The organism is Mycobacterium sp. SMC-4 (assembly GCF_025263265.1).
In the GTDB taxonomy this organism is placed as follows: Bacteria; Actinomycetota; Actinomycetes; order Mycobacteriales; family Mycobacteriaceae; genus Mycobacterium.
In genome coordinates this window covers 5,222,629-5,246,066 of record NZ_CP079869.1, presented here as the reverse complement: position 1 = coordinate 5,246,066, position 23,438 = coordinate 5,222,629, and the positions used below count along the sequence as shown (strand labels likewise).

The following is a 23,438-nucleotide window of genomic DNA, read 5'->3' as shown; positions in this document are numbered from 1 at the left end:
ACCGGGACCTACAACGACCCGCCGGCGGCTTTCGGTGCCGTCGGATCGGCCGAGGATGCGCCGACCTCGCGGGCGACGAAGTCCTCGAGATGGAACAGGTCGGCTCCGGCGCGCTCGGCGATCCGGACCAGGGTGCTCATCAACGCCACCTCCTCGACCTGCTCCTTGAGGAACCACTGCACGAACTGCTCGCCGAGGTAGTCGCCCTCGTCACCGGCGGTGGCCGCCAGCCGGCTGAACTGGTCGGTGACGGCGCGCTCGAGGTCGAGTGCCACGCCGATCGCGTCGCGGGGGGTGTCGAAGGCGTTGCGCACCGGCTCCAGCGACGGGATCTCGACGGGCACACCCCGGTCGACCAGATAGCGGACCAGCATCATCGCGTGGTTACGTTCCTCGACCGACTGCCGGTAGAACAGCTTGGCCAGCTGAGGCAGGTCGGCGGCGTCGAAATGCACGGCGATGGCCAGATACTGCTGCGACGCGCCGAGTTCGCTGCGCACCTGGTCGTGCAGCAGGCCGTGGAACTTGGTGTCGAGTGCATCGTCGAGTACAGCTGTCGTGGTCATATCTCCAAAATAGAGCAGGTCAGAGGGCATTGTCAGCCAAGGTCGGCCTAAATAAGCCAAGGGTCGCCTTAGTTTGGAGAGGTGGTGTGATGCCCGCTACACCGGCTGCCGACTGGCCTCAGAAAGTTTGCTAGACGCTAGGGATCGGCGGCGTCCAGCAGGTGCTGGGGTAGGGGCGTGTCGGTCGCCAGCGCCGCAAAGAGCTCCGTGGCGGTCGAGCTGTCCCACACCACGATGGCGCCGGACCCGTTGTGGGTGAACTCTGCGATCGGCACGGTGACCGTCAGCACGTCCCCGCGCAGGGCCCCGCCCAACCGGATCAGGTCCCAGATGTGGTCACCGGCGCCGACAGTGAGGGTGTCGGCGACGCCGCGGGCCATCGGATACCAGCGCAGCGGGTTCAGAAACACCGCGGGGCTCGCGGCCCGCTGCACCAGCGCGGAGATGAACTGTCGTTGGTTGACCATCCGATCGAGATCGGCGCGCGGGGTGGCGCGGGTACGCACGAACCCCAGAGCGGTGGGGCCGTCGACGCGTTGGCAACCGGCCGCCAGGTCGAGACCCGCCAGCGGGTCGTTGATCGGTTCGGAGGGGCAGACCGTCACCCCGCCGACCGCGTCCACCAGGCGGGCGAACCCGCCGAAACCGATTTCGGCATAGTGGTCGATGCGCAGACCGGTGGCCTGTTCGACCGTTTGGGCCAGCAACGGTGCTCGGCCGACGGAGTATGCGGCGTTGATCTTGTCGCTGCCGTAGCCCGGGATCTCGACGTAAGAGTCGCGCGGCAGCGACACCACGGTCGCCGTGCTCGACGAACCCAGGCCGGGCAGGTGTACGAGCAGGATGGTGTCGGTGCGGCTGTTGCCCAGGTCCCCACCGGTGGCCAGCGCGGCCTGTTGCTCAACGGTGAGGTCGCTGCGGCTGTCGGAACCGACCAGCAGCCACGTGGTGCCCTTGCCCGCGGTCGGCCGGCCCGGATAGTCGGGCAGTGCGACGACCCTGTTCAAGGCGGTGTCGATCCACACGCCGGTGGCCACGGTCCCGGCGATCATCACCAGCAGGCAGGCCAGCACGATCCGCGGCCAGCGGCGCCGGCGGCGGTGTGGTGGCCGGGGCGGCGGGCCCGGAGGCGGCGCCGGACGGCGCGGCGGCTGGGCCCGTGGTGCGGGTGGCGCCGGCCGCATCGGTTTCGGTGGCCGCGGGTTCGGCCCACGGTGCCGCACCGGTGGGGGTGGCGGCGGCGGTGGTGGCGGGGGAGCGGACCGGCGTGGTGGTGGCGGGGCAGGCGTGCGCCGGCGTGGCGGTGTGGGCGGGTTGGGCGGCCACACCGGGCGGTAGTTCGGGTCGCGCCGGATCACGTGCGGCGGCTCGCGCCGGTCCGGTGCACCTCCTCCGGTCACAGAAAGAGGTTAGTCGGCTCAGCGCAGCCAGCCCAGTTGCCCCGCCAGCAGCGAGTACCCGACGAATGCCACGGCGTCGATCAGCGTGTGGGCGATGATCAGTGGCCACAGCCGTCCCGTGCGCTGCCACACATAGCCGAAGATCAGGCCCATCGCGACGTTGCCCAGTCCGGCGCCGAATCCCTGGTAGAGGTGGTAGACGCCGCGCAGCAGGCTCGACACCACCAGTGCGATCCACGGGTTGACGCGTAATTGCCGAAACCGGGTGAGCAGAAATCCGACCACAACGACTTCCTCGGCCCAGCCGTTGCCGAAAGAGAGCAGCAGCAGCACCGCGATACGCCACCATGTGTCGTTGAGCTCGGCGGGTTCGACCGAGGCGTTCACGCCGAGAGTCCGGGCGATCTGGTACAGCGCCAGGCCGGGTATGCCGATGAGTAGCGCGAGTCCGATGCCGCCGAGAACGTCCCCGCGCCAACGGATCCGACCCAGGCCGATGCTGCTCGGACCGTGTCCGCTGCGCCACAGCAGGTACACCGCCAATGCCCCCCAGGCGAGCAGCTGGAACAACGCGGCCAGGTTCAGGCCGAGGTCGATGAGGTCGAACGGTGATCGACGCGGATTGATCGCGACGGTCTGGTCCGACAGTCCGAGCAGCACGCCTTCGATGAGCCTCAGCAGCGCGGTGTAGGCGCTCAAGGCGAAGGTAACCGCCAGCACGACGGCCACCTCGATGCGCAGGGCGCGTCGCGCCGCGGCGTCGAGGTCGTCCGGAGACCCGCTCACCGCAGCAAGGCTAGACCCCGCGTGCTCGTAGCCCGTTCAGGAACGGGCAGCCCATCAGCACGCGGATGGCCTGGCTCAGTCCGGAAACGTCGTCGACGGGCTTGGTGAAGGGCAGGCGCACGTCGCGGTCCCCGTCCTCGGCTTCGATGCGCAGTTGCACGCCGTAGCGGTCCAGGCCCAGAGGGCGCACCCGGCCCCGGCGCAGCGAGGTGGGCAGCCGAGCCGCCAGCCGGTCGACGATGTCGCGGTGCGCCGATTCCATGTGTTGCAGCCAGCAGGACTCCATGGCGCAGAACGGATCGGGGTTCGCGCCCAGCAGTGCAGCCAGCGGCACAGACTCGGCACCGGTGGAATCGGCGACCACGATCGACTCGATGTCCAGTCGCATCAGGGCGTGGTCCGAATTGACCTCCAGCAGAGCGGGATTGGGGTCTGCGGTGGCAATGAGGTCGAGTATCGCAGGCACGCTGCTGGCGGGAACCTCGCTGAGCCTGCCCTGAATCCAGACCAGCGAGCGCACCGGCTCACGCAACGGCAGCGGCGCGTAATCGGTCATTTCGAGCATGGCTTGCACGCCACCGTGTCCGGCCGAGACCACCTTGGCGTTGAGCACCTCGGCTGCCGGAGCGGTGATCGCGAAGGATCCGTCACGCAGCAGGTGGTGCACGGGCGTCGGCGTCGGATCCAGTCCCTCGACCGCGATGATCGCGCTACACGAGCGTGCGCACAGGCTGCGGATCCGTTCTGCCGTGCTCGGTGCCGTTGAAGCCATCACACCGCCTTTCTCTTGGTAAGGTTTGCCTAACTTAACTTCTGTGCGATCCTTTGTGCAAGGCCTTCGGCGCAGCGGAATGCGATTACCGTGCCTACCGATAGGCTGTTGCGGTGCCCGGCATCGCCTATCTCGGACCCGAGGGAACGTTCACCGAGGCTGCGCTGCGCGCGATCGAAGCCGACGGTCTGATACCCGGGCAGCGGTCGACGGCGCGTGTGCAGCGCCTCGCCATGGACACCACCGACGCGGCGCTGGCCGCGGTGCGACAGGGCGAGGCCGATTACGCGTGCGTGCCGATCGAGAACTCGATCGAGGGCTCGGTGTTGCCCACCCTGGACAGCCTGGCCGACGGCTCCCCGTTGCAGATCTACGCCGAGCTCACCCTCGACGTGTCCTTCACCATCGCGGCCCGTCCCGGGTGTGACCGCGGCCAGGTGCGCACCGTGGCTGCCTTCCCCGTCGCAGCCGCCCAGGTCAAGCGGTGGCTGGCCGCGCATCTGCCGGAAAGTCAAGTCATACCAGCCAATTCGAATGCGGCAGCGGCGCAGGATGTGGCGGCGTGCCGCGCCGACGCCGCAGTGACGACCGCGCTGGCCGCGCGGCGATTCGAACTCGTCGAACTGGCCGCCGGCGTCGTCGACGAAGCCAACGCCCGCACCCGATTCGTGCTCATCGGTCCGCCGGCCCCGCCACCGGCGTGCAGTGGGGCCGACCGCACATCGGTGGTGCTGCGGCTGCACAACGTGCCCGGCGCACTGGTGTCGGCGATGACCGAGCTGTCGATCCGCGACATCGACCTGACCCGGATCGAGTCCCGGCCCACCCGCACCGAGATGGGTACCTACATCTTCTTCTTGGATTTCGTCGGCCACATCGACGACGAACCGGTGGCCGAGGCGCTACGCGCGTTGCACCGGCGCTGCGCCGACGTGCGATATCTGGGCTCGTGGCCCACCGGCAAGCTGGTCGGCGCCGCGCCGCCCGCCCTCGACGAGGCCTCGGCGTGGCTGCACCGGTTGCGGGAGGGCACACCGTGAGCGGTCGCCTGGTGCTGGTCCGCCACGGACAGTCGCGCGGCAACGTCGACCGGCGCCTGGACACCCTGCCGCCGGGGGCAGAGCTGACCGACCTGGGCCGCGAGCAGGCCCGCACCTTCGGTCGGGGTCTGGCACGACGTCCCGGCCTGCTCGCGCACTCGATCGCCACCCGCGCCGTCCAGACCGCCACTGAGATCCACCAGGTGATCAGCGTGACCGCCGGCGTCGATGCCCGCGAGGTCCACGGCATTCACGAGGTGCAGGTCGGCGAACTGGAGAATCGCAACGACGAGCAGGCCCATGACGAGTTCAACGCGATTTATCGGCGTTGGCACGGTGGCGATCTCGACCTGGCGCTGCCCGGTGGCGAGTCAGGACGCGACGTGCTCGATCGTTATGTGCCGGTACTGGAGGCGCTACGCACCGAGTACCTGACCCGCGACAGCTGGCATGAGGACATTGTCGTGGTCAGCCACGGCGCGGCGATCCGGTTGGTGGCAGCGGTACTGTCCGGCATCGATAGTCAGTTCGCCGTCGACCATCACCTGGCCAACGCCGAGTCGGTGGTACTGGCTCCCACTGGCAACAGCAGGTGGAACTGTGTGCAGTGGGGGGCGCTGGTGCCGCCGTTCGGTCCGGAGCCGGTGGTGGTCACCGACCACCACCGGTCAGCCGATCCGACGGGCTGACCGAAACCCGATGCGCACCTCGTCACAGGCGCATCCCAGGCTGCTGCAGTCAATCTGCACGTCGTGCGCGGCAGCCGCGGCCAAGCAGTCGCCTTCGGTGCACTCGTCGCGCTGGTAGGCATGGTGTATCAGGGCGCCGTGGCAGTGCTCCAGACCTGCCTCGCAGGCGCGGCACGCTGTGGTCATGGTCCGTTCCTAACATCTGGGACCGACACCGCGCGGTTGCCGCGCCCGGCGCGCCCGGTGATCGACTCAGGCCCAACCCAGTTCGTGTAACCGCTCGTCGTCGATGCCGAAGTGGTGGGCGACCTCGTGGATGACGGTGATGGCCACTTCTTCGACCACCTGCTGTTCGGTGTCGCAGATGTCCAGCAGCGCGCCGCGGTAGATCGTGATGGTGTCGGGCAGCGAACCGGCATACCAGGTGTCGCGCTCGGTCAGCGCGACGCCTTCGTAGAGCCCGAGTAGCTCGGGTTCCTCATCGTTGCGCTCGGCGACCAGGATCACCACGTTGTCGATCGCCGCAGCGAGTTCGGCGGGGATGAGATCGAGCGCGTCGCCCACCAACTCCTCGAACCTCTGCGGGCTCATCCGCACGGTCACCGAGCTAGAGACCCGGCGGTGGCGGTGGCGGTGGCGGCGGTGGTGGCGGTGCCAGCGGATTGAACGGCGCCGGTGGCGGCGGTGGAGGTGGTGCCAGCGGATTGAATGGGGCCGGTGGCGGCGGTGGAGGTGGTGCCAGCGGGTTGAAGGGAGCCGGCGGTGGCACCAGCTCGGGCGCAGGTGCCGGCTCGGTCTGTGTCGGTGTCGCGATCTGTGGCATGTGCTCGGTCTGCTGGGTGCTGGTGTCGCTCTGCGCAGGTGTGGAGCCACCCGGGCTCGATGTCCCGGTCGAGGCGCCGGACTGCTGCGGCACCGATGGGGACGAGTCGGAGACCTCGGGGATCGGGATCGGCGGCAGGTTGAGCCGCTCGGCCGGAATGTCGGGTGGCGGCACCGGAGGTTGACCGTTGATCAGCAATTCGCCTTTGGCGCTGTTGAGCAGCGTCGACCAGCCGCCGTTGCCCAGAGTGGCGCCGATGCTGCAGGACACCTGCTTGCTGCCGGCCGACCAGCTGGGCAGCGAGATCGTGCTGTAGATCAGGGTCAGCGTGGTGTTGCGCAGCTGGATGGGGGCCAGATACGCATCGGTCAACTTCGTGCAGGTGTCCTTGATGTAGGTGTCCTGCTCAGGCTCGGGCGGCAGCCCGTCGGGGAACCGCTCGGCCAGGTTGGCCGCACCGGTCACCTCCATGGCGTGTGGGGCGGCACAGTCGACCGGGATGTCGGTGGGCTGATTGGTGCCCGGATCGATCCCCAGGCAGGTTCCCGGTGGCCACACCTTGGACTGATCCAGCTCGGCGACCCGGCCGGAAAAGGCCAATTGCTGGTTGTTGGGGCCGGGCAGCTGCAGGCCGCAGAGCATGCGCCGTTCACCGGACTGCCGCCAGGCCCGGTCACCGGACCACAGCATGCTCACGGTGAAGCGGCTGTTCGGGTCAAAGCGCGGGCCGAGGTAGCGCTGCACGGCCGCGGTGCACTGCTCCTGGCTGATCTGCTGGATTCGCGCCGGCGACGGTGGCTCGGCGTCGGGACCGTACTCGCTGCCAGGGAAGGTGCGCATGTCCACCGACGCGGCGACCTCGAACCGGTGCTCGTCGGCGCAGTCGACGATCTCGGCGGCGTCAGGAGTGCCCTGCGGCCAGGTCAGGCAGTCGCCGCTGGCGGCTTCGTCGAAGGTGGCGTTGCCGCGCGGTCCCAGCGAGATGGCGTTGGCGGTCAGTCCGCTGGCCCGGTCGGCCTGGGGTAGGGCGGTGATGACACCGGCGATCAACAGTCCCCCGAGCGCGGTCAGCAACAGCGCTCGGCGGGTGGCTTCGGCTTGCAGGCTGCGCCACCACCGGCGGGAGGTGCCACCTGCGGAGGGTTCGGGCGCTTCGCGCACAGTGTTGAAGCTCAGCTCGGACATCCGCTCCATTGTGACAGGCGTGTCGGGTGCTGTGACAAGTGTTGCAGTTGTAACGTCATGCGGCTGGAGTCGACCCGACGACGACATCGTCGGTCCGGCGGCTCGGCCACCCCGTAGGGTGTGCCCGTGATCGACCTCAAGGTGCTGCGAGAGAATCCCGATGCCGTGCGCGCCTCACAACGGTCCCGTGGCGAGGACCCCGGCCTCGTCGACGCGCTGGCCGAGGCAGACGCCGCCCGGCGCTCGGCGATCTCAGCTGCCGACAATCTGCGTGCCGAGCAGAAGACGGCCAGCAAGCTCATCGGCAAGGCCTCCCCGCAGGACCGGCCCGCACTGCTGGCCGCGGCCAAGGAGCTCGCCGACCGGGTCAAGGCGGCCGAGGCAGCTCAACTGGACGCTGAGCAGGCATTTTCGGCCGCCCACCTGGCGATCTCGAACGTGATCATCGACGGTGTCCCGGCCGGTGGTGAGGACGACTTCACCGTGCTCGACACCGTCGGGGCCCCGCCGGTACTGGACGACCCCAAAGACCACGTCGAGCTCGGGGAGTCTTTGGGCCTGTTCGACATGGAGCGCGGCGCCAAGGTGTCGGGCTCCCGGTTCTACTTCCTGACCGGGCCGGGGGCGCTCCTGCAACTCGGGTTGTTCCAGCTGGCGGTCCGCACGGCGGTCGAGAACGGCTTTACGTTGATGATCCCGCCGGTACTGGTGCGCCCGGAGATCATGGCGGGGACCGGATTCCTCGGCGCGCATGCCGACGAGGTGTACCGCGTCGAGGGCGACGACCTGTATCTGGTCGGCACCTCGGAGGTTCCGCTGGCCGGCTACCACGCCAACGAGATTCTCGACCTGTCGGCGGGCCCGTTGCGCTACGCCGGCTGGTCGTCGTGCTTTCGCCGGGAGGCCGGCAGTTACGGCAAGGACACCCGCGGCATCATCCGGGTCCATCAGTTCGACAAGGTCGAGGGGTTCGTCTATTGCACCCCCGAGTCGGCCGAGGCCGAACATCAGCGCCTGCTCGGGTGGCAGCGGGAGATGTTGGCTGCCATCGAGGTGCCCTATCGCGTGATCGACATCGCGGCAGGGGATCTGGGGTCCTCGGCGGCGCGCAAGTTCGACTGCGAGGCGTGGGTTCCGACGCAGCACACCTACCGTGAGTTGACCTCCACCTCGAACTGCACCACATTCCAGGCCCGGCGACTGGCGGTGCGTTACCGCGACGAGAACGGCAAGCCGCAGATCGCTGCGACACTCAATGGCACGCTGGCCACCACCCGGTGGTTGGTGGCCATCCTGGAGAACCATCAGCAGCCTGACGGCAGCGTTCGGGTACCCGCCGCGCTGGTTCCTCACGTCGGGACTGAGTTGCTGACCCCTGCAGCTAGCGTGCGCTGAGCAGTTCGTCGAGCACCCGGACGAACTCGTCGGGGTTGGCCGGGGTGCACGCAGGCTTGAGGCGGGCGCCGGCCACGTCGAGAGTGACCAGTGTCGATTTCCACGGCCTGCTCACGTCCAACGGCAGCCAACGGCGCAGGTCCGAACTGCCCCAGATCCGAAAGCGATGCATGAACGCACCGAGCGGATCGGTCGAATAGCCTCGGATATCGCGTAGCGGAATGATTTTCGAGGTTCCCGACGGGAAGTGGTAGCGCCGCAACGTCAATGCCTCCCGGTCGAGTTGGATGCGGCCGTCGTCGTAGTAGCGGGTCTGCCCGCCGAAATCTGTCACAGCTTCTCCGACCGCAGTTCGTGACCCTTCGTGGTCAGGCACCTGCCGTTGGTCAGGTTCCACTGCCAGCCGTGCAGATTGCAGGTCAGCGTCGTGCCTTCGACCACACCGAACTTGGACAGGTCGGCTTTGAGATGTGGGCAGCGACGCTGAACCTCCCAGCCGTCCAGAACGATCGATGCGCTGTCGTCATGCGCTTCGGCGAACCATCCGTCGGCGTAGGCGATCCGCTCGGGGGTGAGGCATTTGAAGAACGTGTACAGGTACTCGTTGTAGCCCCCGACCCGCCAAGCCGAGAACCGGGTGGACAAGAAGATCGTGTTGACCCAGTCCGGCTCCCGGTCGCGCAGCACAGTGCGTACCAACTCCGGGGCGACCGCGAACCCGTAACGAAACTTCTCATCCGGGATAGGCTCGCGCACAACCCTTTTGGGAAAATCGAGTACGATGGTCTCGTCATGGCCGCCGCCGCGCATCCGCAACTCGACGGGATAGCCGATCCCGTCGCAGATCTGGTCGCTGGACAGCATGATCGGCTCGAAGATCGCGCGCAGCGCGTCGAGCATCGGTTCCCCGCCCGCCGGTGCCCAACGCGCTTTCTCGGCGTCCAGCACCGGTGCCATGCGTTGGGCATAGGCCGCGATGTAGTCGGCCTTACCGGTGGTGAAGAGTGCTTCGACGTCGTCGTCGGGCATCGGGTGCGACAGCGAGTTCAATTGTGAACCGGTGAAGTCGGCCGTGCTGCCCGGGATCATCAACAGGCCGCCGTCGCGTCCGTGCACCTTCATCTCGTTGAGGAACACGATCTGGTCGGGGAAGATGTTGGCCGGGTCGGCCTGGTCGTCGTTGAGGTGGCGTAACTCGGGGTCCAGGAAGCAGGGCGGCCCGGCCGACGGAATCACCCAGCTCGCGCCGACCTGCTCGATGTACTGGCGGCAGCGGTCCATCTGACGCTGACGCTTCTGGATGCCGAACGCCTCTTTGGCGCGCGCGGGCATGTCGTAGACCATCGGGTACCAGATGGCCCCGGAGTACTGCAGCATGTGCACGTCGACCTGGCCGAACTCGACGTGCAGGACTTCGAGATCCACAGGGCGGGCATCGTTCATGTTGAACGCAACGGTGGCGCCGTCGTCGACGACCAGCCCGGAGTCGCCGATCGGGCCGTCGGCGGGCGCGCGCAGCGCGATGATCATCACATCGAGGTCACCCTTGGGGCCGCTGACGCGGTGTTTGACTGAGTCGGTGGTTTCGAAAAAGCGATGAAATCCCAGCTTCTCCAACTCCCGGCGCAGGTCGGGCACCGGGAAGTCGGGCAACAGCACGACGGCGTCCTTGTTGACGTGCGCGCGCAGGTTCTCCGGGTCGAAGTGGTCTTTGTGCAGGTGAGAGACGTAGAGGTAGTCCACGTCGCCGAGTTGGTCCCAGTCCAGGGTGCTGTTGTCAGGAAACGGGAACCACGACGCGAAGTACGCGGGGTTGACCCACGGGTCGCACAGGATGCTCCCGGCCTCGGTGTCGATCTGGAAGCCTGCGTGTCCGACGCATGTGACCTGCACAAATATCCCTCCCGGTGACAGCGGTTCCGCCAAGCAGCTTAGCCGGGGACGAGGGGCTCGTCGTTCCACCGAGCCCGGTAGTAGGCGATGCGTTCCGGGTTGGGGGCGACGCCGTAGGCGTCGAGGAGAACCCGCGCCCACCGCTCGTCGTCGTCGGTTGGATAGTTGAAGTCCAGCGACATCGTCGCGACCGCCAGGTCGGCCCAGAAGTCCGCTACGCCCAGGTCGCCGAGGTCGACGTGTCCGGCCCAGGACCCGTCGTCGGCCATCAACGTGTTCGGCGCGCACGCGTCGCCGTGACAGACGACGAGCCGGTCCGCAGGCGGCGGGTGGTCACCGACCCAGGACGGCGGGCCGAACGGGCAGTCGGGTACCGGCAACGTGTCGTGCAGCATCCGCAACCCCGCACCGATGGCCCGCGCTGCTGTCTCCGGGTGGTCGTGCCACCGCGGGTCGACGGCCGAACGCCCGGCCAGGGCGGCGGTGTGCATCCACCCTGGTCCGGAGGCAAGCACGACCGGGACCGGCGTGAAGGACTGCGCCCACCGCAGGCGCGGCACCTCGGCGGCCAACAGATCGGCCACCGCGTCGGGGTAGACCTTGACGTAATCGGTGGCCGGCGCCGAGCCGATCGCGTACGTCACTCCTCCGAGTTCGTTGACCCACACAGCCGTCACAGGCCGCCCCGCGGCGATGTCCGCCACGAGTGCCGGCACCTGTCGTGGTCCGTCGGGGGTACTCATGATCCGTTGTCCTGTCTGTGGTGGGCGGAGGCGGAGCACTACGCTGGCTGCTGTGGAACCGGTATACGGCACAGTCATCCAGCTCGCCCGTCTGGCGTGGCGGGTGCAAGGTCTGAAGTTCACCGTCACCGGGGTGGAGAATCTGCCGCGCACCGGCGGGGCGGTCATCGCGATCAACCACACCAGCTACTTCGACTTCACCTTCGCCGGGTTGCCGGCCTATCGCCAGCGCATGGGCCGCAAGGTCCGGTTCATGGCCAAGCGCGAGGTGTTCGACCACAAGATCACCGGGCCCATCATGCGCAGCCTGCGGCACATCGAGGTCGACCGGGACAGCGGCGCCGCGTCCTTCCAGGAAGCCTGCCGCATGCTCGCCGAGGGCGAGTTCGTCGGCGTCTACCCGGAGGCGACGATCAGCCGTAGCTTCGAGATCAAGGACTTCAAGTCCGGCGCCGCGAGGATGGCGATCGCGGCGGGCGTGCCGATCGTGCCGCACATCGTGTGGGGCGCTCAGCGGATCTGGACCAAAGGACACCCGAAGAAGCTGTGGCGGCCCAAGGTACCGATCCACGTCGCCGTCGGCGCACCGATCGAGCCGACTCTGCCTGCTGCCGAGCTGACCTCGCTGCTGCACTCCCGGATGCAGCACCTGCTCGAGCAGGTCCAAGACGAGTACGGTCCGCACCCCCCCGGCGAGTTCTGGGTACCGCACCGGCTCGGTGGCGGGGCCCCGACGCTGGCCGAAGCGGGCCGGATGGATGCCGAGGAAGCCGCGGCCAAGGCCGCCCGCCGCGCTACACCACCGGCGGGAGGCCGTGAAACGGGTGGAGCGCCGGGGTAGCCCATGGAGCCGGTGTACCGCGCTCTGGAATCCACGGCGTCCCTGCTGGTTGCGGCCACCGGGACCCGGATCGACTTCCGCGGGCTGGACCACGTCCCGGCCTCCGGTGGTGCCGTGGTGTGCATCAACCACACCGGCTACGTCGACTTCCTGCCCGCCGGTCTCGCGGTGGCCCGGCGCCGGCGCCGGTTGCGGTTCATGCTCAAGGCCGAGATGAACGAGGTGCCGGTGGTGCGCTGGCTGATCAGGCACACCGGCACCATCCTGGTCGATCGTCAGGCCGGAGCGTCGGCCTACGTCGAGGCGGTGCGGGCCCTACGCGGCGGCGAGTTGGTCGGGGTCTACCCGGAGGCCACCATCAGTCGCAGCTTCGAGCTCAAGGACTTCAAGACCGGTGCTGCCCGGATGGCTCGTGATGCCGAGGTCCCGATCGTGCCGTTGATTGTCTGGGGAGCCCAACGGATCTGGACCAAGGATCATCCGCGCGCTCTGGGGCGTAAGCGTTTTGATGTCACCGTCGCGGTGGGGGAGCCCATCGCGGCACACGGTACGGTCGAAGAGCTACTGGCGACGTTGCGGAGGGACATGACCGAGTTGTTGCACTCCGCCCAGGCGGACCACCATCACCCGCCCGGTGCATTCTGGGTTCCGCACCGACTGGGCGGCGGTGCGCCGACACCGCAGGAGGCCGAGCGCCGCGACGCCGACGAACGTGCCCGACGCGCCCGCAAGCGGACCGACCGTCCATGACCCCTGAGATGGTCGCCTCCGATGTCGACGGCACTCTCCTCGACAACGACGAGCGATTGACCCCGCGGACCAGAGCGGCGGTCAAGGCCGCCGTCGAATCCGGCGCTCAGTTCGTGCTGGCCACCGGACGTCCGCCGCGCTGGGTGGCGCCGGTGGTCGATCAATTGGGGTTCGCGCCGATGGCCGTGTGCGCCAACGGCGCTGTGATCTACGACCCGGCGACCGACCGGATCGTGTCGGCCCGGACGCTGTCCACCGAGGCGTTGGCCGAACTGGCCGACATCGCGACCAGGTTGATTCCCGGATCCGGGTTGGCAGTCGAGCGGGTGGGCCGCAGCGCCCACGACGCGGCCACCCCGCAGTTCGTCAGTTCGCCGGGATATGAGCACGCGTGGCTGAATCCGGACAATACCGAGGTCTCGCTGCAGGACCTGCTCAGCGCGCCGGCGGTCAAGCTGCTCATCCGAAAAGCCGGTGCCCGCAGCTCCGACATGGCCGCCGTGCTGAGCGGTCACGTCGGCAACGCCGGTGACATCACCTACTCCACGAACAACGGTCTGATCGAGATCGTGCCGTTGGGGATCAGCAAAGCCACCGGGATCGCGGAGGTCGCCACGCCACTGGGCATCACCGCCGCCGACGTGATCACCTTCGGTGACATGCCCAACGATGTGCCGATGCTGTCGTGGGCCGGGGTGGGGGTGGCGATGGGCAACGCGCATCCCGAAGCGGTGGCTGCGGCAGACGAGGTCACGGTCACCAATGCCGAGGACGGCGTGGCCCAGGTGCTCGAAAGGTACTGGCAGCCCGGCCCCAACGGTGTCAGACGGGGTTGATCGGCGGAGTGAAGCGCTCGAGCTGGACCGGCGCCATGTCGTCCGGCGCCGACGGCAGTTCGGTGGGCACACCGTCGATCACCCGGACCACGATGTGATTCTCCCGGTCGAAGTTCAGCGTGCCGTGCTGGAAGTTCTGCACGATCCACAGCGGTTCGGCGATTTCGGCGCTGGTCGGCAGGCCCAGGGCGCCGCGCTCGAAACCCAACGAACCCCAGGCCTTGTAGATCTCCCCGGCGACGGGTTCGGCCCCGCTTTCCGGGGACCAGTACACGGCACCGTTCTGGAAGGTGACATAGCGCGTGGATCCCTCACCGGAGGCTTCCGGCGAGGTGGGCCAGCCCAGGAAGCTGTCCTTGCCCCCGAGAGACTCCCATTTGGTGAAGATCGCTCCGCCACGCAGCGATTCGGCCAACTGTGCGGGTCCGGGTGGATCGTTGAAGCGCGCGGCGATATCGCGGATCAGCTGCATCTGCGCGTAGGCGGCGTCGCCCGGGCATTGGGTGTTGCCGACGTCGCGGTGGGTGAAGATGGTCGGCAGTGTCGGTGATGCCCCGAACGGAAACTTGGTGAACGACCCGCCTTCAGAGGGCAGTGTCACCGTGCCTAGCGGATCGACACCGGCTTGCCCCAGTACCCATCCCAGAAGCCTTGCAGTGGTGCGTAATTGGATTGGCGTCGGGGGTTCGATGTCGAAGTCTCCCAACATCGCCACCCCCCAGGTGCTGTGGTTGAAGCCGCCGGTGTGGGCTCCTTCGACCGGTCGGGTCATGCCGCCGGCTCGGCCCTCGAAGACCTGGCCGAACTTGTCCACCAGTGCGTTGTAGGCGATGTCGCACCATCCCAGTGTGCGGGTGTGGTACTCGTAAATCGAACGGATGATCGCGGCCGAATCCTGTGGTGTGTAGTCGTTGCTGCCAGCGGTGTGGTGCACGACGCCGGCGCGAATCCCCTTGTCGTAGCGAGGTTCTCCGCAGCGCATCGACTCGTCGGCGCCCCACCCGGTTCGGTTGATGATGTGCGGCGGCTGGCCGGGTGGCGTGGCGGCGTTGGGCAGCGGCAACAGGTCGACGGGGGCCTCGGGCGGGCTGATCAGTACGGCGCTGAGGTTCTCCCCGAAGGAATGCTCGACGTTGGCCGGGATGTAGCCGAGCTCGGGTCGTTCGATCTCGGGTGCCTGGGCGGGGGCAGCCGGGGCGGGTATCGCCGTCGTCGGCCGGTTCACCGCGATCTGCACGGTGTTGGTGCGGCCGACGAAGACCGGCTCGGTGCCACGCGGTCCGGGAAGGTCGGCGCCGACCCCGTCCATCACCTCGGCGTCGTACCACGGGCCCCACGACCCGTCGTCCTTCTTGGCGCGCACCCGCGCAGTCGTGCCGGTCAGGTCCTGCGCCGTCAGCGCCACCATGGAGAACGCGGTGTCCTGATGAAGCTCGCGGATCGTCTCACCGCCGCCGATATCGGGCAGGGGTTGGTGAACCAGTTGGGGTGCAGCCAGAGCGGGGCGCTGAGGGTCTTCGCCGGGGACCCCGTGGATCGCCCACGGCAGCATCAGCACTGTCGCCGCGATTGCGGTGAGCAGGATCGATGGTGCGGGGCGCTGACACAGCACGGACTGATGTTACGTATGTGCCAATTGATGCTTGTGTTGCGACACGGCGTGGCGCGTTGCGAATTTCACACGGCAACGGCACCGCAGAGCACGTGGCATCTGCGGTGCCGTCCTGTGTGAAGGATCAGGCGCCGGGGTCGGTGAGGTCCTCGACGGCCTCCGGAGCGGCCTCGGCAGCGCCCAGCGGTGCCTCGCCGGCGGCGGTCGAGATCGGCGCCGCGGGCGGAACCGGGGCCGGCGGCTTGACCGCGGACATGATCGCCGGCATCACGATGCCCTTGAGCAGGTCGATGGCCTCACCGGCGCCGAGTTGGTTGGCCGCACTGGTCAGGTCGGCCAGGATGCCCCCGCTGCTGGAGGCCACCGGCTGGGTGGCCGCCAGTGACGGGTCACCCAGGATCGGATAGGCACCCAGCGCCGGATCCAACCCGATCGGTGCCGAGATCGGTACCTCGCCGGTCAACGGCAGGCCCGAGGTCGAGATCGGCGCGGCGCCCAGGAGTGGGTCGGTCAGGGCCGGCGGCGTGCTCAGCCCGGGCGTGGTCAGTGTCGGATCGATCGGGACCGCGCCCAGTGCGGGATCGGTCAGTCCCGGCGCGGCCAATCCCGGATCGGTCAGTCCCGGCGTCGTCAACCCGGGATCGGTCAACCCCGGCGCCAGCCCGGTGGGGCTGGTCAACCCCGGGTTGGTCAGGGCGGGATTGGTCAGCGTGGGGCTTGCCAACGCCGGGTCGGTCAGGGTGGGCGTGGTCAGGCCGGTTCCCAGCCCGGGGGACAGGGTCGTCGGGGTGGTGGCCCCGGATCCGGTCAACAGACCGGTCGGCAGCGGCGGGAGGTTGATCCCGAACTGCGAAAGTCCCTGTGACAGGGCGGACATCAGCTCGCCCGGAAGGTCGGTGATCGTGGCGGCTTGCACGAACTCGCGGTGCTGGGGTCCGGTGGACAACTCGGACACGGCTGCAACTGCAACTGGACCCGCGACTGCCAGAGCGGCGACTGTGCTCAAGGCTGTCGAGAGCCGGCGTCGACGTCGGTTCGGCACGGAAGTCTCCTCAATACATGGACTACATTTTCGACTCAATGCAGGTAGGACATGTGAATCTCGATACGCGTTCGATGGTACTGCTGTGACTGCTGTGACCAGAGTGACGATATGGAATCGTGAGCGAATCGCGACCTGTGCCGCTGCGCCGCATCGGGGCCTACCGCGCCGGTCCGATACCCTTGCTGCCGATGATCTCTCCTGATCCCCGCTCCACTTCGGGTGCTTTCGACCTGTTCGTCGTCGGTTCCGGTTTCTTCGGACTGACGATCGCGGAGCGCGCGGCCACTCAGCTCGGCCTGCGGGTGCTCGTGCTCGAACGCCGCGGACACATCGGCGGCAATGCCTACTCCGAAGCCGAACCCCAGACCGGTATCGAGGTGCACAAGTACGGCGCCCATCTCTTCCATACCAGCAACAAGCGGGTGTGGGACTACGTGCGCCAGTTCACCGACTTCACCAACTATCAGCACCGCGTCTTCGCGCTGCACAACGGACAGGCCTACCAGTTCCCCATGGGTCTCGGGCTGGTCAGCCAGTTCTTCGGCAGGTACTACTCGCCGGACGAGGCCAGGGCGCTGATCAAGGAGCAGGCCAGTGAGATCGACACCGTCGATGCCCAGAACCTGGAGGAGAAGGCGATCTCGCTGATCGGCCGGCCCCTCTACGAAGCCTTCGTCAAGCACTACACCGCCAAGCAGTGGCAGACCGATCCCAAGCAGCTGCCGGCCAGCAACATCACCCGGTTGCCGGTCCGTTACACGTTCGACAACCGGTACTTCAACGACACCTACGAGGGTCTGCCCGTCGACGGTTACACGGCGTGGCTGCAGAACATGGCCGCCGACGAACGCATCGAGGTCCGTCTGGACACCGACTGGTTCGACGTGCGCGAACAGTTGCGCCGAGACAGCCCGGAAGCTCCGGTCGTCTACACCGGCCCGCTGGACCGTTATTTCGACTACGCCGAAGGGCGGCTGGGGTGGCGCACGCTGGACTTCGAGACCGAAGTGCTGCCCACCGGTGATTTCCAGGGCACACCGGTGATGAACTACAACGATGCCGACGTGCCTTACACGCGTATCCACGAGTTCCGGCACTTCCACCCCGAACGCGACTACCCGACCGACAAGACGGTGATCATGCGTGAGTACTCGCGGTTCGCCGAGAACGACGACGAGCCCTACTATCCGATCAACACCGACGCCGACCGCGCGATACTGGCCGCCTACCGGGCTCGCGCAAAGGCCGAGACCACATCCTCGAAGGTGCTGTTCGGCGGACGCCTGGGCACCTACCAATATCTGGACATGCACATGGCGATCGCCAGCGCGCTGAACTTGTACGACAACACGCTCGCGCCGCACCTACGCGACGGTGCACCGCTGAGCGGTCCCGAGACAGGAAGCAACCGATCATGAGCGACATCCCGTCCGGCGCGCTGGAGGCCGGGCAGTCACGTGCGGTGAGTCTGCTGGCCCGGGTGATCCTGCCGCGGCCCGGTGAGCCCCTCGACGTCCGCAAGCTCTATATCGAGGAGTCCGACACCAACGCCCGGCGCGCGCACGCACCCTCACGCACCACACTGCAGGTCGGCGCCGACTCCGAGGTGTCGTTTGCCACCTACTTCAATGCATTCCCTGCCAGTTACTGGCGCCGCTGGTCGATCCTGGAGACGGTGGTCCTGCGCGTGGAGCTGACCGGCAGCGCGCGGGTCGATGTCTACCGGTCCAAGTCCACCGGCGCACGGATCACCGTGGGTGGCGCGCCGGTGGTCAGCGTCGCCGGCTCCGACGAGCCGGGCGTTGTGGAATTCGAGGTCGACCTCTCGCCGTTCGAGGACGGTGGCTGGGTGTGGTTCGACATCACCACCGACTCGACGTCGACTCTGCACTCGGCCGGCTGGTATGCCCCCGAACCGGCGCCCGGCCGGGCCAACATCGCCGTCGGCATTCCGACCTTCAACCGACCGTCGGACTGCGTCAACGCACTTGCCGCGCTCACCTCCGACCCGTTGGTCGACGAGGTGATCGGTGCGGTCATCGTCTCCGATCAGGGCACCAAGAAGGCCAAGGACCATCCGGGCTTCGCTGCTGCCGCCGAGGGTCTGGGCGACCGGCTGACCATCCACAACCAGCCCAACCTCGGCGGTTCCGGTGGTTACAGCCGGGTGATGTACGAAGCGCTGAAGAACACCGACTGTGAGCAGATCCTGTTCATGGACGACGACATCCGCATCGAGCCCGACTCGATTCTGCGGGCGTTGGCGCTCAACCGGTTCGCCAAGTCCCCGACGCTGGTCGGCGGCCAGATGCTCAACCTGCAGGAGCCGTCGCACCTGCACGTGATGGGTGAGATGGTCGATCGGGGCAACTTCATGTGGACCAACGCGGTCAACACCGAGTACGACCACAACTTCGCCAAGTACCCGCTGGCCGACGACGAAGAGCCGCGCAGCCAACTACTGCACCGCCGCATCGACGTCGATTACAACGGCTGGTGGATGTGCATGATTCCGCGTCAGGTCGCCGAAGAGCTCGGGCAGCCCCTGCCGTTGTTCATCAAGTGGGACGACGCCGACTACGGTCTGCGCGCCGGTGAGCACGGGTATCCGACCGTCACGCTGCCCGGTGCGGCGATCTGGCACATGGCCTGGAGCGACAAGGACGACGCGATCGATTGGCAGGCCTACTTCCATCTGCGCAACCGGCTGATCGTCGCGGCGCTGCACTGGGACGGTGACGTCCGCGGACTGGTTCGCAGCCACTTCAAGGCCACGATGAAACATCTTCTCTGTCTTGAGTATTCGACGGTGGCCATCCAGAACAAGGCGATGGACGACTTTCTGGCAGGTCCGGATAACCTGTTCGACATCCTGGAGTCGGCGCTGCCTGACGTGCGCAAGATGCGAGAGCAGTTCCCCGACGCGGTCGTGCTGCCCGGCGCCACCGCGCTGCCGCCGCCGACCGGTCGGGCCGGGCCCGTCACGATCCCGGTCAGACCGCCGGCGATCCTGTGGCGCCTCGCCCGCGGCGTCATGCACCAACTCAAGCCCCACGATCCCGAGCATCACCACAGGCCCCAGCTCAACGTCGCCACCCAGGACGCGCGGTGGTTCACGCTGTGCCGGGTCGACGGCGTCACCGTCACCACCGCCGACGGACGTGGAGTGGTGTACCGGCAGCGGGACCGCGAGAAGATGATCGAACTGCTCCGCGAGTCGCTCAAACGTCAGGCACTGATTGCGCGCAGGTTCGACAAGCTGCGCCGGCAGTACCGCGCGGCGCTACCGATGCTGACCAGCACGCAGAAATGGGAGAGCGTGCTCAACCCCGCGCTGGAATCCGCCCATGGCTGAGCCCCCGCGCGGCGAGGACGCCGTGCTGGTGGCGGTGCAGTCGGCGCTGGCGGACCGGCCGGCGGTGCTGTCCACCGCGCGCGGACTGTCGCATTTCGGCGAACACAGCATCGGCTGGCTCGCGGTGTCGGCGCTGGGCGCGCTGCTGATTCCCGCGCGGCGCCGCGAGTATCTCACCGCTGGGGTGGGGGCATTTCTGGCGCACGCCGCCGCGGTGGCCATCAAGCGGGTGGTGCGTCGGCAGCGGCCGAGCCACCCGGCGATCGCGGTCAACGTCGGCACCCCCAGCGGGCTGAGTTTCCCGTCGGCGCACGCGACGTCGACGACGGCGGCCGCGGTGCTGCTGGCGCGGCCCACCGGGTTACCGCTGCCGTTGGTATTGGTGCCGCCGATGGCGTTGTCGCGCTTGGTCCTCGGCGTGCACTACCCCAGCGATGTGCTCGCCGGGGTTGCGATAGGGGCCGTCACGGCCAAGGTGGTGGACCGGCTGGCCGGGACCGTTGAAGAGGAGACAGCACCGATGAGCGCTCGCGCGAAGAGGAGACAGCACCGATGAGCGCTCGCGCGAAGAGGAGACAGCACCGATGAGCGCTCGCGCGAAGAGGAGACAGCACCGATGAGCGCTCGCGCGAAGAGGAGACAGCACCGATGAGCGCGTCGCGGGTCGGCCAGGAGGGCGGCACCGCCGTGGGGCCACCGAAGAGCCTGGCCGCGGGCATCGTCAAGGCGTTGCGACCTCGGCAGTGGGTCAAGAACGTGCTCGTGTTCGCCGCCCCGCTGGCCGCGCTGGGTGACGACCGCTACGTCTACGACTACCGCGAAGTGCTGGTCCGGGTGCTGCTCGCGTTCGTCGTGTTCAGCCTCGCGGCCTCGTCGGTCTACCTGGTCAATGACGCCCGCGATGTCGAGGCCGACCGCGCTCATCCCACCAAGCGGTTCCGGCCCATCGCGGCCGGCGTGGTCCCGCAGTGGCTGGCCTACAGCCTGGCGGTGGCGCTGGGCGCCGCGTCGGTGGCGATCTCGTGGCTGGTGACCCCGAACCTCGCCTTGGTGATGGTGGTCTACATCGTCATTCAGCTGGCTTACTGCTTCGGTCTGAAACACCAGCCCGTCATCGACATCTGCATCGTGTCGTCCGGCTTCTTGATCCGCGCCATCGCCGGCGGTGTGGCCGCCGATGTGCCGCTGTCGCAGTGGTTCCTGTTGATGATGGCGTTCGGTTCGCTGTTCATGGCGGGCGGCAAACGTTACGCCGAACTGCAGCTGGCCGAGCGGACCGGCGCCAAGATCCGCAAGTCGTTGGAGGCGTATACCAGTTCCTATCTGCGCTTCGTGTGGACGCTGTCGGCGACGGCGCTGGTGCTGTGTTACGGGCTCTGGGCATTCGAGCGTGACGCGACCGGCGACACCTCATGGTTCGTGGTGTCGATGGTGCCGTTTGTGATCGCCATCCTGCGTTACGCGGTCGACGTCGACGGCGGATTGGCCGGTGAGCCTGAAGAGATCGCGTTGAAAGACCGGGTGCTGCAGCTGCTCGCGGTCGCGTGGATCGGATCCCTCGGTGGCGCAATCTTCCTCAGCTGAGCGGTCGCTGGGTACGGCGGCGGGCCGCCCATCAGGTACGGCGGCGGGCCGACGGTTGTCGGCGGCGGACCGGCTGTTGCTGCAGTGGCCCACGTTTCCCTACCACGTCTCGGTGCGGCTGAGTCTGTGGATCAGCGTGACGGTGGTGGTCGCACTCTTCGGATGGGGCGCCTGGCAGCGCCGGTGGATCGCCGACGACGGCCTCATCGTATTGCGCACCGTGCGAAACCTGTTGGCCGGCAACGGCCCAGTGTTCAATGCCGGGGAGCGGGTGGAAGCCAACACCTCGACGGCGTGGTCGTACCTGGTGTATCTGGGCAGCTTGGTGAGCGGATCGGCTCGCCTGGAGTATGTCGTTCTGGTGCTGGCCTTGGCGCTGTCGCTGACCGGCATCGCCTTCGTCATGCTCGGTACCGCCCGGTTGTACGCGCCAAGCCTGGCCGGCCGGCGCGCCGTGCTGTTGCCAGCCGGAGCGTTGGTCTACATCGCGGTGCCGCCGGCTCGCGACTTCGCCACCTCCGGGCTCGAAAACGGTTTGGTGCTGGCCTATCTCGGCATGCTGTGGTGGATGATGGTGTGCTGGTCGCAGGGCCTGCGCAGCCGGCGTGACGGCGAGCAGACGCCGCAGAACTTCGAGGCGGTACTGGCTTTCGTCGCCGGGTTCTCGGTGCTGGTCCGTCCGGAGTTGGCTTTGGTCGGCGGCGCAGCACTGGTGATGCTGCTGATGGCCGCGCCCGACTGGCGTCGGCGGATGGTGATCTTGGTGGCCGGCGGACTACTCCCGGTGGCGTACCAGATCTTCCGGATGGGCTATTACGGCCTGTTGGTGCCGGGAACCGCTGTGGCCAAGGATGCCTCGGGCGCCAAGTGGGATCAGGGTCTGAGCTACCTGGCCAACTTCAATCAGCCCTACCTCCTGTGGGCGCCAGCGGTGCTGCTGATCGGCCTGGCGGCCATGGTGATGCTGTTGCGCGGTCGACCGGCCTGGGTGAACCGGCGCGCACCGGCCGGCACCGGCCGCTGGGCCCGCATCGTGCAGAACCCTACGGCGGTAGTGGTTTTCATGCTCGCCAGCGGATTGCTGCAGGCCCTCTACTGGGTCCGCCAGGGCGGTGATTTCATGCACGGCCGGGTGCTGTTGACCCCGCTGTTCTGTCTGCTGGCCCCGATCTCGGTGGTTCCGCTGATGCTGCCGGACAAGTCGAGGATGGCGCGCGGCGCGGGCTACCTGTTCGCCGGTGCCGCGGCGTTGCTGTGGGTTGCGGTCGCCGGATGGGCGTTGTGGGCGGCCAACTCGTCGGGCATGGGCGCCGACGCCACCCGGGTCACCTATTCCGGGATCGTCGACGAGCGTCGTTTCTACGCGCAGGCCACCGGTCACCCTCATCCGCTGACGGCGGCGGATTATCTGGACTACCCGCGCATGCGCTCCGTGCTGACCGCGATCGACAACACACCTGATGGTGCGCTGCTGCTCCCGGCGGGAAACTACGACCAGTGGGATGTGGTGCCGGCGATTCCGCCGCCGCCAGAGTTGCGCACCCCCGGCTATATCGGGCCGCACACGGTGTTCTTCACCAACCTCGGCATGTTGGGCATGAACGTCGGTCTGGACGTGCGGGTCATCGACCAGATCGGGCTGGCCAATCCGGTCGCGGCGCACACCGAACGGCTCACCAACGGGCGCATCGGCCACGACAAGAACCTGTTCCCCGACTGGGCGGTGGCCGAGGGGCCGTTCCTGAAGGAACCGCCCTACATCCCGCAGTATCTGGACGAGGACTGGATCCGTCAGGCCGAGGCGGCACTGAAGTGCCCCGAGACCCAGGCGATGCTCGACGCGCGACGTGCTCCGATGGGGCCCCGCAGGTTCCTGTCGAATCTCCGGCACGCCGCGGGGTTCACGCGCTACCGCATCGACCGGGTGCCACTCTACGAACTCCACCGCTGCGGACTACCGGTGCCGGAGCGGGTCAACCCGCCCTACACCGGGCTGCCGGCAACTGGGCCCTGACTGCCACGTCACGCTTGCGGTACGCGGGTGCCGATTTGTTGCCGCGGCAGGTTTTCTGCTTTCGTATCGCGTGACGTAACACTGGGGCCATGTCGGTCAGATAGGGCAT

23 protein-coding genes are annotated in these 23,438 nt (G+C 67.6%); 11 read left to right on the top strand and 12 right to left on the bottom strand.

Features of this window, described 5'->3' with window-relative positions; translation table 11 throughout:
* Positions 1 to 8: 8 nt before the first annotated feature.
* The 4 genes from KXD98_RS25035 to KXD98_RS25020 all read right to left on the bottom strand — a co-directional run bounded on the left by KXD98_RS25035 (position 9) and on the right by KXD98_RS25020 (position 3,524).
* The gene (locus KXD98_RS25035; RefSeq protein WP_260760988.1) at positions 9 to 566 is read right to left on the bottom strand and encodes a ferritin; all 558 of its coding nucleotides are present in this window, start codon (positions 564 to 566) and stop codon (positions 9 to 11) included.
* A 137-nt stretch (positions 567 to 703) separates the two neighbouring features.
* The gene (locus KXD98_RS25030; protein WP_260760987.1) at positions 704 to 1,966 is read right to left on the bottom strand and encodes an LCP family protein; all 1,263 of its coding nucleotides are present in this window, start codon (positions 1,964 to 1,966) and stop codon (positions 704 to 706) included.
* A gap of 18 nt (positions 1,967 to 1,984) precedes the next feature.
* Positions 1,985 to 2,752 carry a CPBP family intramembrane glutamic endopeptidase gene (locus tag KXD98_RS25025; protein ID WP_260760986.1) on the bottom strand — a complete coding sequence of 256 codons (768 nt, stop codon included), beginning with the start codon at positions 2,750 to 2,752 and terminating at the stop codon, positions 1,985 to 1,987.
* A gap of 10 nt (positions 2,753 to 2,762) precedes the next feature.
* On the bottom strand, positions 2,763 to 3,524 hold the full coding sequence (locus KXD98_RS25020) for a DUF2470 domain-containing protein (protein WP_260760985.1): 762 nt from the start codon (positions 3,522 to 3,524) through the stop codon (positions 2,763 to 2,765).
* Positions 3,525 to 3,637: 113 nt separating this feature from the next.
* Between KXD98_RS25020 and pheA the strand changes: the two genes are divergently transcribed.
* Entirely contained in the window at positions 3,638 to 4,564 is a 927-nt protein-coding gene (gene pheA, locus KXD98_RS25015; RefSeq protein WP_260760984.1) for a prephenate dehydratase, read from the top strand.
* A complete protein-coding gene (locus tag KXD98_RS25010; RefSeq protein ID WP_260760983.1) occupies positions 4,561 to 5,253 on the top strand; it encodes a histidine phosphatase family protein in 693 nt (230 codons plus the stop codon). The genes pheA and KXD98_RS25010 overlap by 4 nt, the downstream gene beginning before the upstream one ends.
* On the opposite strand, the gene KXD98_RS25005 is transcribed toward KXD98_RS25010, so the two are convergent.
* The 3 genes from KXD98_RS25005 to KXD98_RS24995 all read right to left on the bottom strand — a co-directional run bounded on the left by KXD98_RS25005 (position 5,233) and on the right by KXD98_RS24995 (position 7,270).
* Entirely contained in the window at positions 5,233 to 5,439 is a 207-nt protein-coding gene (locus KXD98_RS25005) for a hypothetical protein (protein WP_260760982.1), read from the bottom strand. The two genes, KXD98_RS25010 and KXD98_RS25005, sit on opposite strands and share 21 nt — an antisense overlap.
* Before the next feature lie 66 nt (positions 5,440 to 5,505).
* The gene (locus KXD98_RS25000; RefSeq protein WP_260760981.1) at positions 5,506 to 5,844 is read right to left on the bottom strand and encodes a metallopeptidase family protein; all 339 of its coding nucleotides are present in this window, start codon (positions 5,842 to 5,844) and stop codon (positions 5,506 to 5,508) included.
* A gap of 16 nt (positions 5,845 to 5,860) precedes the next feature.
* A complete protein-coding gene (locus KXD98_RS24995; protein ID WP_396882024.1) occupies positions 5,861 to 7,270 on the bottom strand; it encodes a septum formation family protein in 1,410 nt (469 codons plus the stop codon).
* 117 nt (positions 7,271 to 7,387) lie between these two features.
* Between KXD98_RS24995 and serS the strand changes: the two genes are divergently transcribed.
* Positions 7,388 to 8,656, top strand: a complete 1,269-nt coding sequence (gene serS / locus KXD98_RS24990; RefSeq protein WP_260760979.1) for a serine--tRNA ligase — start codon at positions 7,388 to 7,390, stop codon at positions 8,654 to 8,656.
* On the opposite strand, the gene KXD98_RS24985 is transcribed toward serS, so the two are convergent.
* The 3 genes from KXD98_RS24985 to KXD98_RS24975 are packed head-to-tail and all read right to left on the bottom strand — an operon-like array spanning position 8,643 to position 11,292.
* Entirely contained in the window at positions 8,643 to 8,990 is a 348-nt protein-coding gene (locus KXD98_RS24985; protein WP_260760978.1) for a hypothetical protein, read from the bottom strand. The genes serS and KXD98_RS24985 overlap by 14 nt on opposite strands.
* A complete protein-coding gene (locus KXD98_RS24980; RefSeq protein ID WP_260760977.1) occupies positions 8,987 to 10,549 on the bottom strand; it encodes a Rieske 2Fe-2S domain-containing protein in 1,563 nt (520 codons plus the stop codon). Before KXD98_RS24980 ends, KXD98_RS24985 begins: the two co-directional genes overlap by 4 nt.
* 38 nt (positions 10,550 to 10,587) lie before the next feature.
* The gene (locus KXD98_RS24975; RefSeq protein WP_260760976.1) at positions 10,588 to 11,292 is read right to left on the bottom strand and encodes an aminoglycoside 3'-phosphotransferase; all 705 of its coding nucleotides are present in this window, start codon (positions 11,290 to 11,292) and stop codon (positions 10,588 to 10,590) included.
* 52 nt (positions 11,293 to 11,344) lie between these two features.
* Between KXD98_RS24975 and KXD98_RS24970 the strand changes: the two genes are divergently transcribed.
* Genes KXD98_RS24970 through KXD98_RS24960 form a run of 3 tightly spaced genes read left to right on the top strand, consistent with a single transcriptional unit; the run spans position 11,345 to position 13,719 of the window.
* The gene (locus tag KXD98_RS24970; RefSeq protein WP_260760975.1) at positions 11,345 to 12,133 is read left to right on the top strand and encodes a 1-acyl-sn-glycerol-3-phosphate acyltransferase; all 789 of its coding nucleotides are present in this window, start codon (positions 11,345 to 11,347) and stop codon (positions 12,131 to 12,133) included.
* A gap of 3 nt (positions 12,134 to 12,136) precedes the next feature.
* Complete coding sequence (locus KXD98_RS24965; RefSeq protein ID WP_260760974.1) at positions 12,137 to 12,883, top strand: 1-acyl-sn-glycerol-3-phosphate acyltransferase; 747 nt, start codon at positions 12,137 to 12,139, stop codon at positions 12,881 to 12,883.
* Entirely contained in the window at positions 12,880 to 13,719 is an 840-nt protein-coding gene (locus tag KXD98_RS24960) for an HAD family hydrolase (protein WP_260760973.1), read from the top strand. The genes KXD98_RS24965 and KXD98_RS24960 overlap by 4 nt, the downstream gene beginning before the upstream one ends.
* Here the strand turns inward: KXD98_RS24960 and KXD98_RS24955 are convergent.
* Together KXD98_RS24955 and KXD98_RS24950 are read right to left on the bottom strand one after the other, a co-directional pair.
* A complete protein-coding gene (locus KXD98_RS24955) occupies positions 13,706 to 15,331 on the bottom strand; it encodes an N-acetylmuramoyl-L-alanine amidase (RefSeq protein WP_260760972.1) in 1,626 nt (541 codons plus the stop codon). The genes KXD98_RS24960 and KXD98_RS24955 overlap by 14 nt on opposite strands.
* Before the next feature lie 124 nt (positions 15,332 to 15,455).
* Positions 15,456 to 16,373 carry a hypothetical protein gene (locus tag KXD98_RS24950; protein ID WP_260760971.1) on the bottom strand — a complete coding sequence of 306 codons (918 nt, stop codon included), beginning with the start codon at positions 16,371 to 16,373 and terminating at the stop codon, positions 15,456 to 15,458.
* Between the two features lie 191 nt (positions 16,374 to 16,564).
* Here KXD98_RS24950 and glf point away from each other — a divergent pair, with 191 nt between their 5' ends.
* From glf to zomB, 5 genes are all read left to right on the top strand, one after another.
* Positions 16,565 to 17,794 (top strand): UDP-galactopyranose mutase, encoded by a 1,230-nt coding sequence (glf, locus tag KXD98_RS24945; RefSeq protein ID WP_260765410.1) that lies wholly within the window; start codon positions 16,565 to 16,567, stop codon positions 17,792 to 17,794.
* Complete coding sequence (locus KXD98_RS24940) at positions 17,791 to 19,731, top strand: glycosyltransferase (protein WP_260760970.1); 1,941 nt, start codon at positions 17,791 to 17,793, stop codon at positions 19,729 to 19,731. Before glf ends, KXD98_RS24940 begins: the two co-directional genes overlap by 4 nt.
* Entirely contained in the window at positions 19,724 to 20,287 is a 564-nt protein-coding gene (locus KXD98_RS24935) for a phosphatase PAP2 family protein (protein WP_260760969.1), read from the top strand. Before KXD98_RS24940 ends, KXD98_RS24935 begins: the two co-directional genes overlap by 8 nt.
* Positions 20,288 to 20,379: 92 nt before the next feature.
* Positions 20,380 to 21,315 carry a decaprenyl-phosphate phosphoribosyltransferase gene (locus tag KXD98_RS24930; RefSeq protein ID WP_260760968.1) on the top strand — a complete coding sequence of 312 codons (936 nt, stop codon included), beginning with the start codon at positions 20,380 to 20,382 and terminating at the stop codon, positions 21,313 to 21,315.
* Complete coding sequence (zomB, locus tag KXD98_RS24925) at positions 21,293 to 23,329, top strand: flagellar motor control protein ZomB (RefSeq protein WP_396882018.1); 2,037 nt, start codon at positions 21,293 to 21,295, stop codon at positions 23,327 to 23,329. Before KXD98_RS24930 ends, zomB begins: the two co-directional genes overlap by 23 nt.
* Positions 23,330 to 23,438: the final 109 nt, after the last annotated feature.

Excerpts from the sequence above, each read along its gene's own strand:
- KXD98_RS24940 (WP_260760970.1), top strand. The coding sequence starts at position 17,791 with ATGAGCGACATCCCGTCCGGCGCGCTGGAGGCCGGGCAGTCACGTGCG.
- KXD98_RS25035 (WP_260760988.1), bottom strand. The coding sequence starts at position 566 with ATGACCACGACAGCTGTACTCGACGATGCACTCGACACCAAGTTCCAC.
- KXD98_RS24960 (WP_260760973.1), top strand. The coding sequence starts at position 12,880 with ATGACCCCTGAGATGGTCGCCTCCGATGTCGACGGCACTCTCCTCGAC.
- glf (WP_260765410.1), top strand. The coding sequence starts at position 16,565 with ATGATCTCTCCTGATCCCCGCTCCACTTCGGGTGCTTTCGACCTGTTC.
- KXD98_RS24995 (WP_396882024.1), bottom strand. The coding sequence starts at position 7,270 with ATGGAGCGGATGTCCGAGCTGAGCTTCAACACTGTGCGCGAAGCGCCC.
- KXD98_RS24965 (WP_260760974.1), top strand. The coding sequence starts at position 12,137 with ATGGAGCCGGTGTACCGCGCTCTGGAATCCACGGCGTCCCTGCTGGTT.
- KXD98_RS24975 (WP_260760976.1), bottom strand. The coding sequence starts at position 11,292 with ATGAGTACCCCCGACGGACCACGACAGGTGCCGGCACTCGTGGCGGAC.
- KXD98_RS25020 (WP_260760985.1), bottom strand. The coding sequence starts at position 3,524 with ATGGCTTCAACGGCACCGAGCACGGCAGAACGGATCCGCAGCCTGTGC.
- KXD98_RS24930 (WP_260760968.1), top strand. The coding sequence starts at position 20,380 with ATGAGCGCGTCGCGGGTCGGCCAGGAGGGCGGCACCGCCGTGGGGCCA.
- KXD98_RS25005 (WP_260760982.1), bottom strand. The coding sequence starts at position 5,439 with ATGACCACAGCGTGCCGCGCCTGCGAGGCAGGTCTGGAGCACTGCCAC.
- KXD98_RS25000 (WP_260760981.1), bottom strand. The coding sequence starts at position 5,844 with ATGAGCCCGCAGAGGTTCGAGGAGTTGGTGGGCGACGCGCTCGATCTC.
- KXD98_RS24935 (WP_260760969.1), top strand. The coding sequence starts at position 19,724 with ATGGCTGAGCCCCCGCGCGGCGAGGACGCCGTGCTGGTGGCGGTGCAG.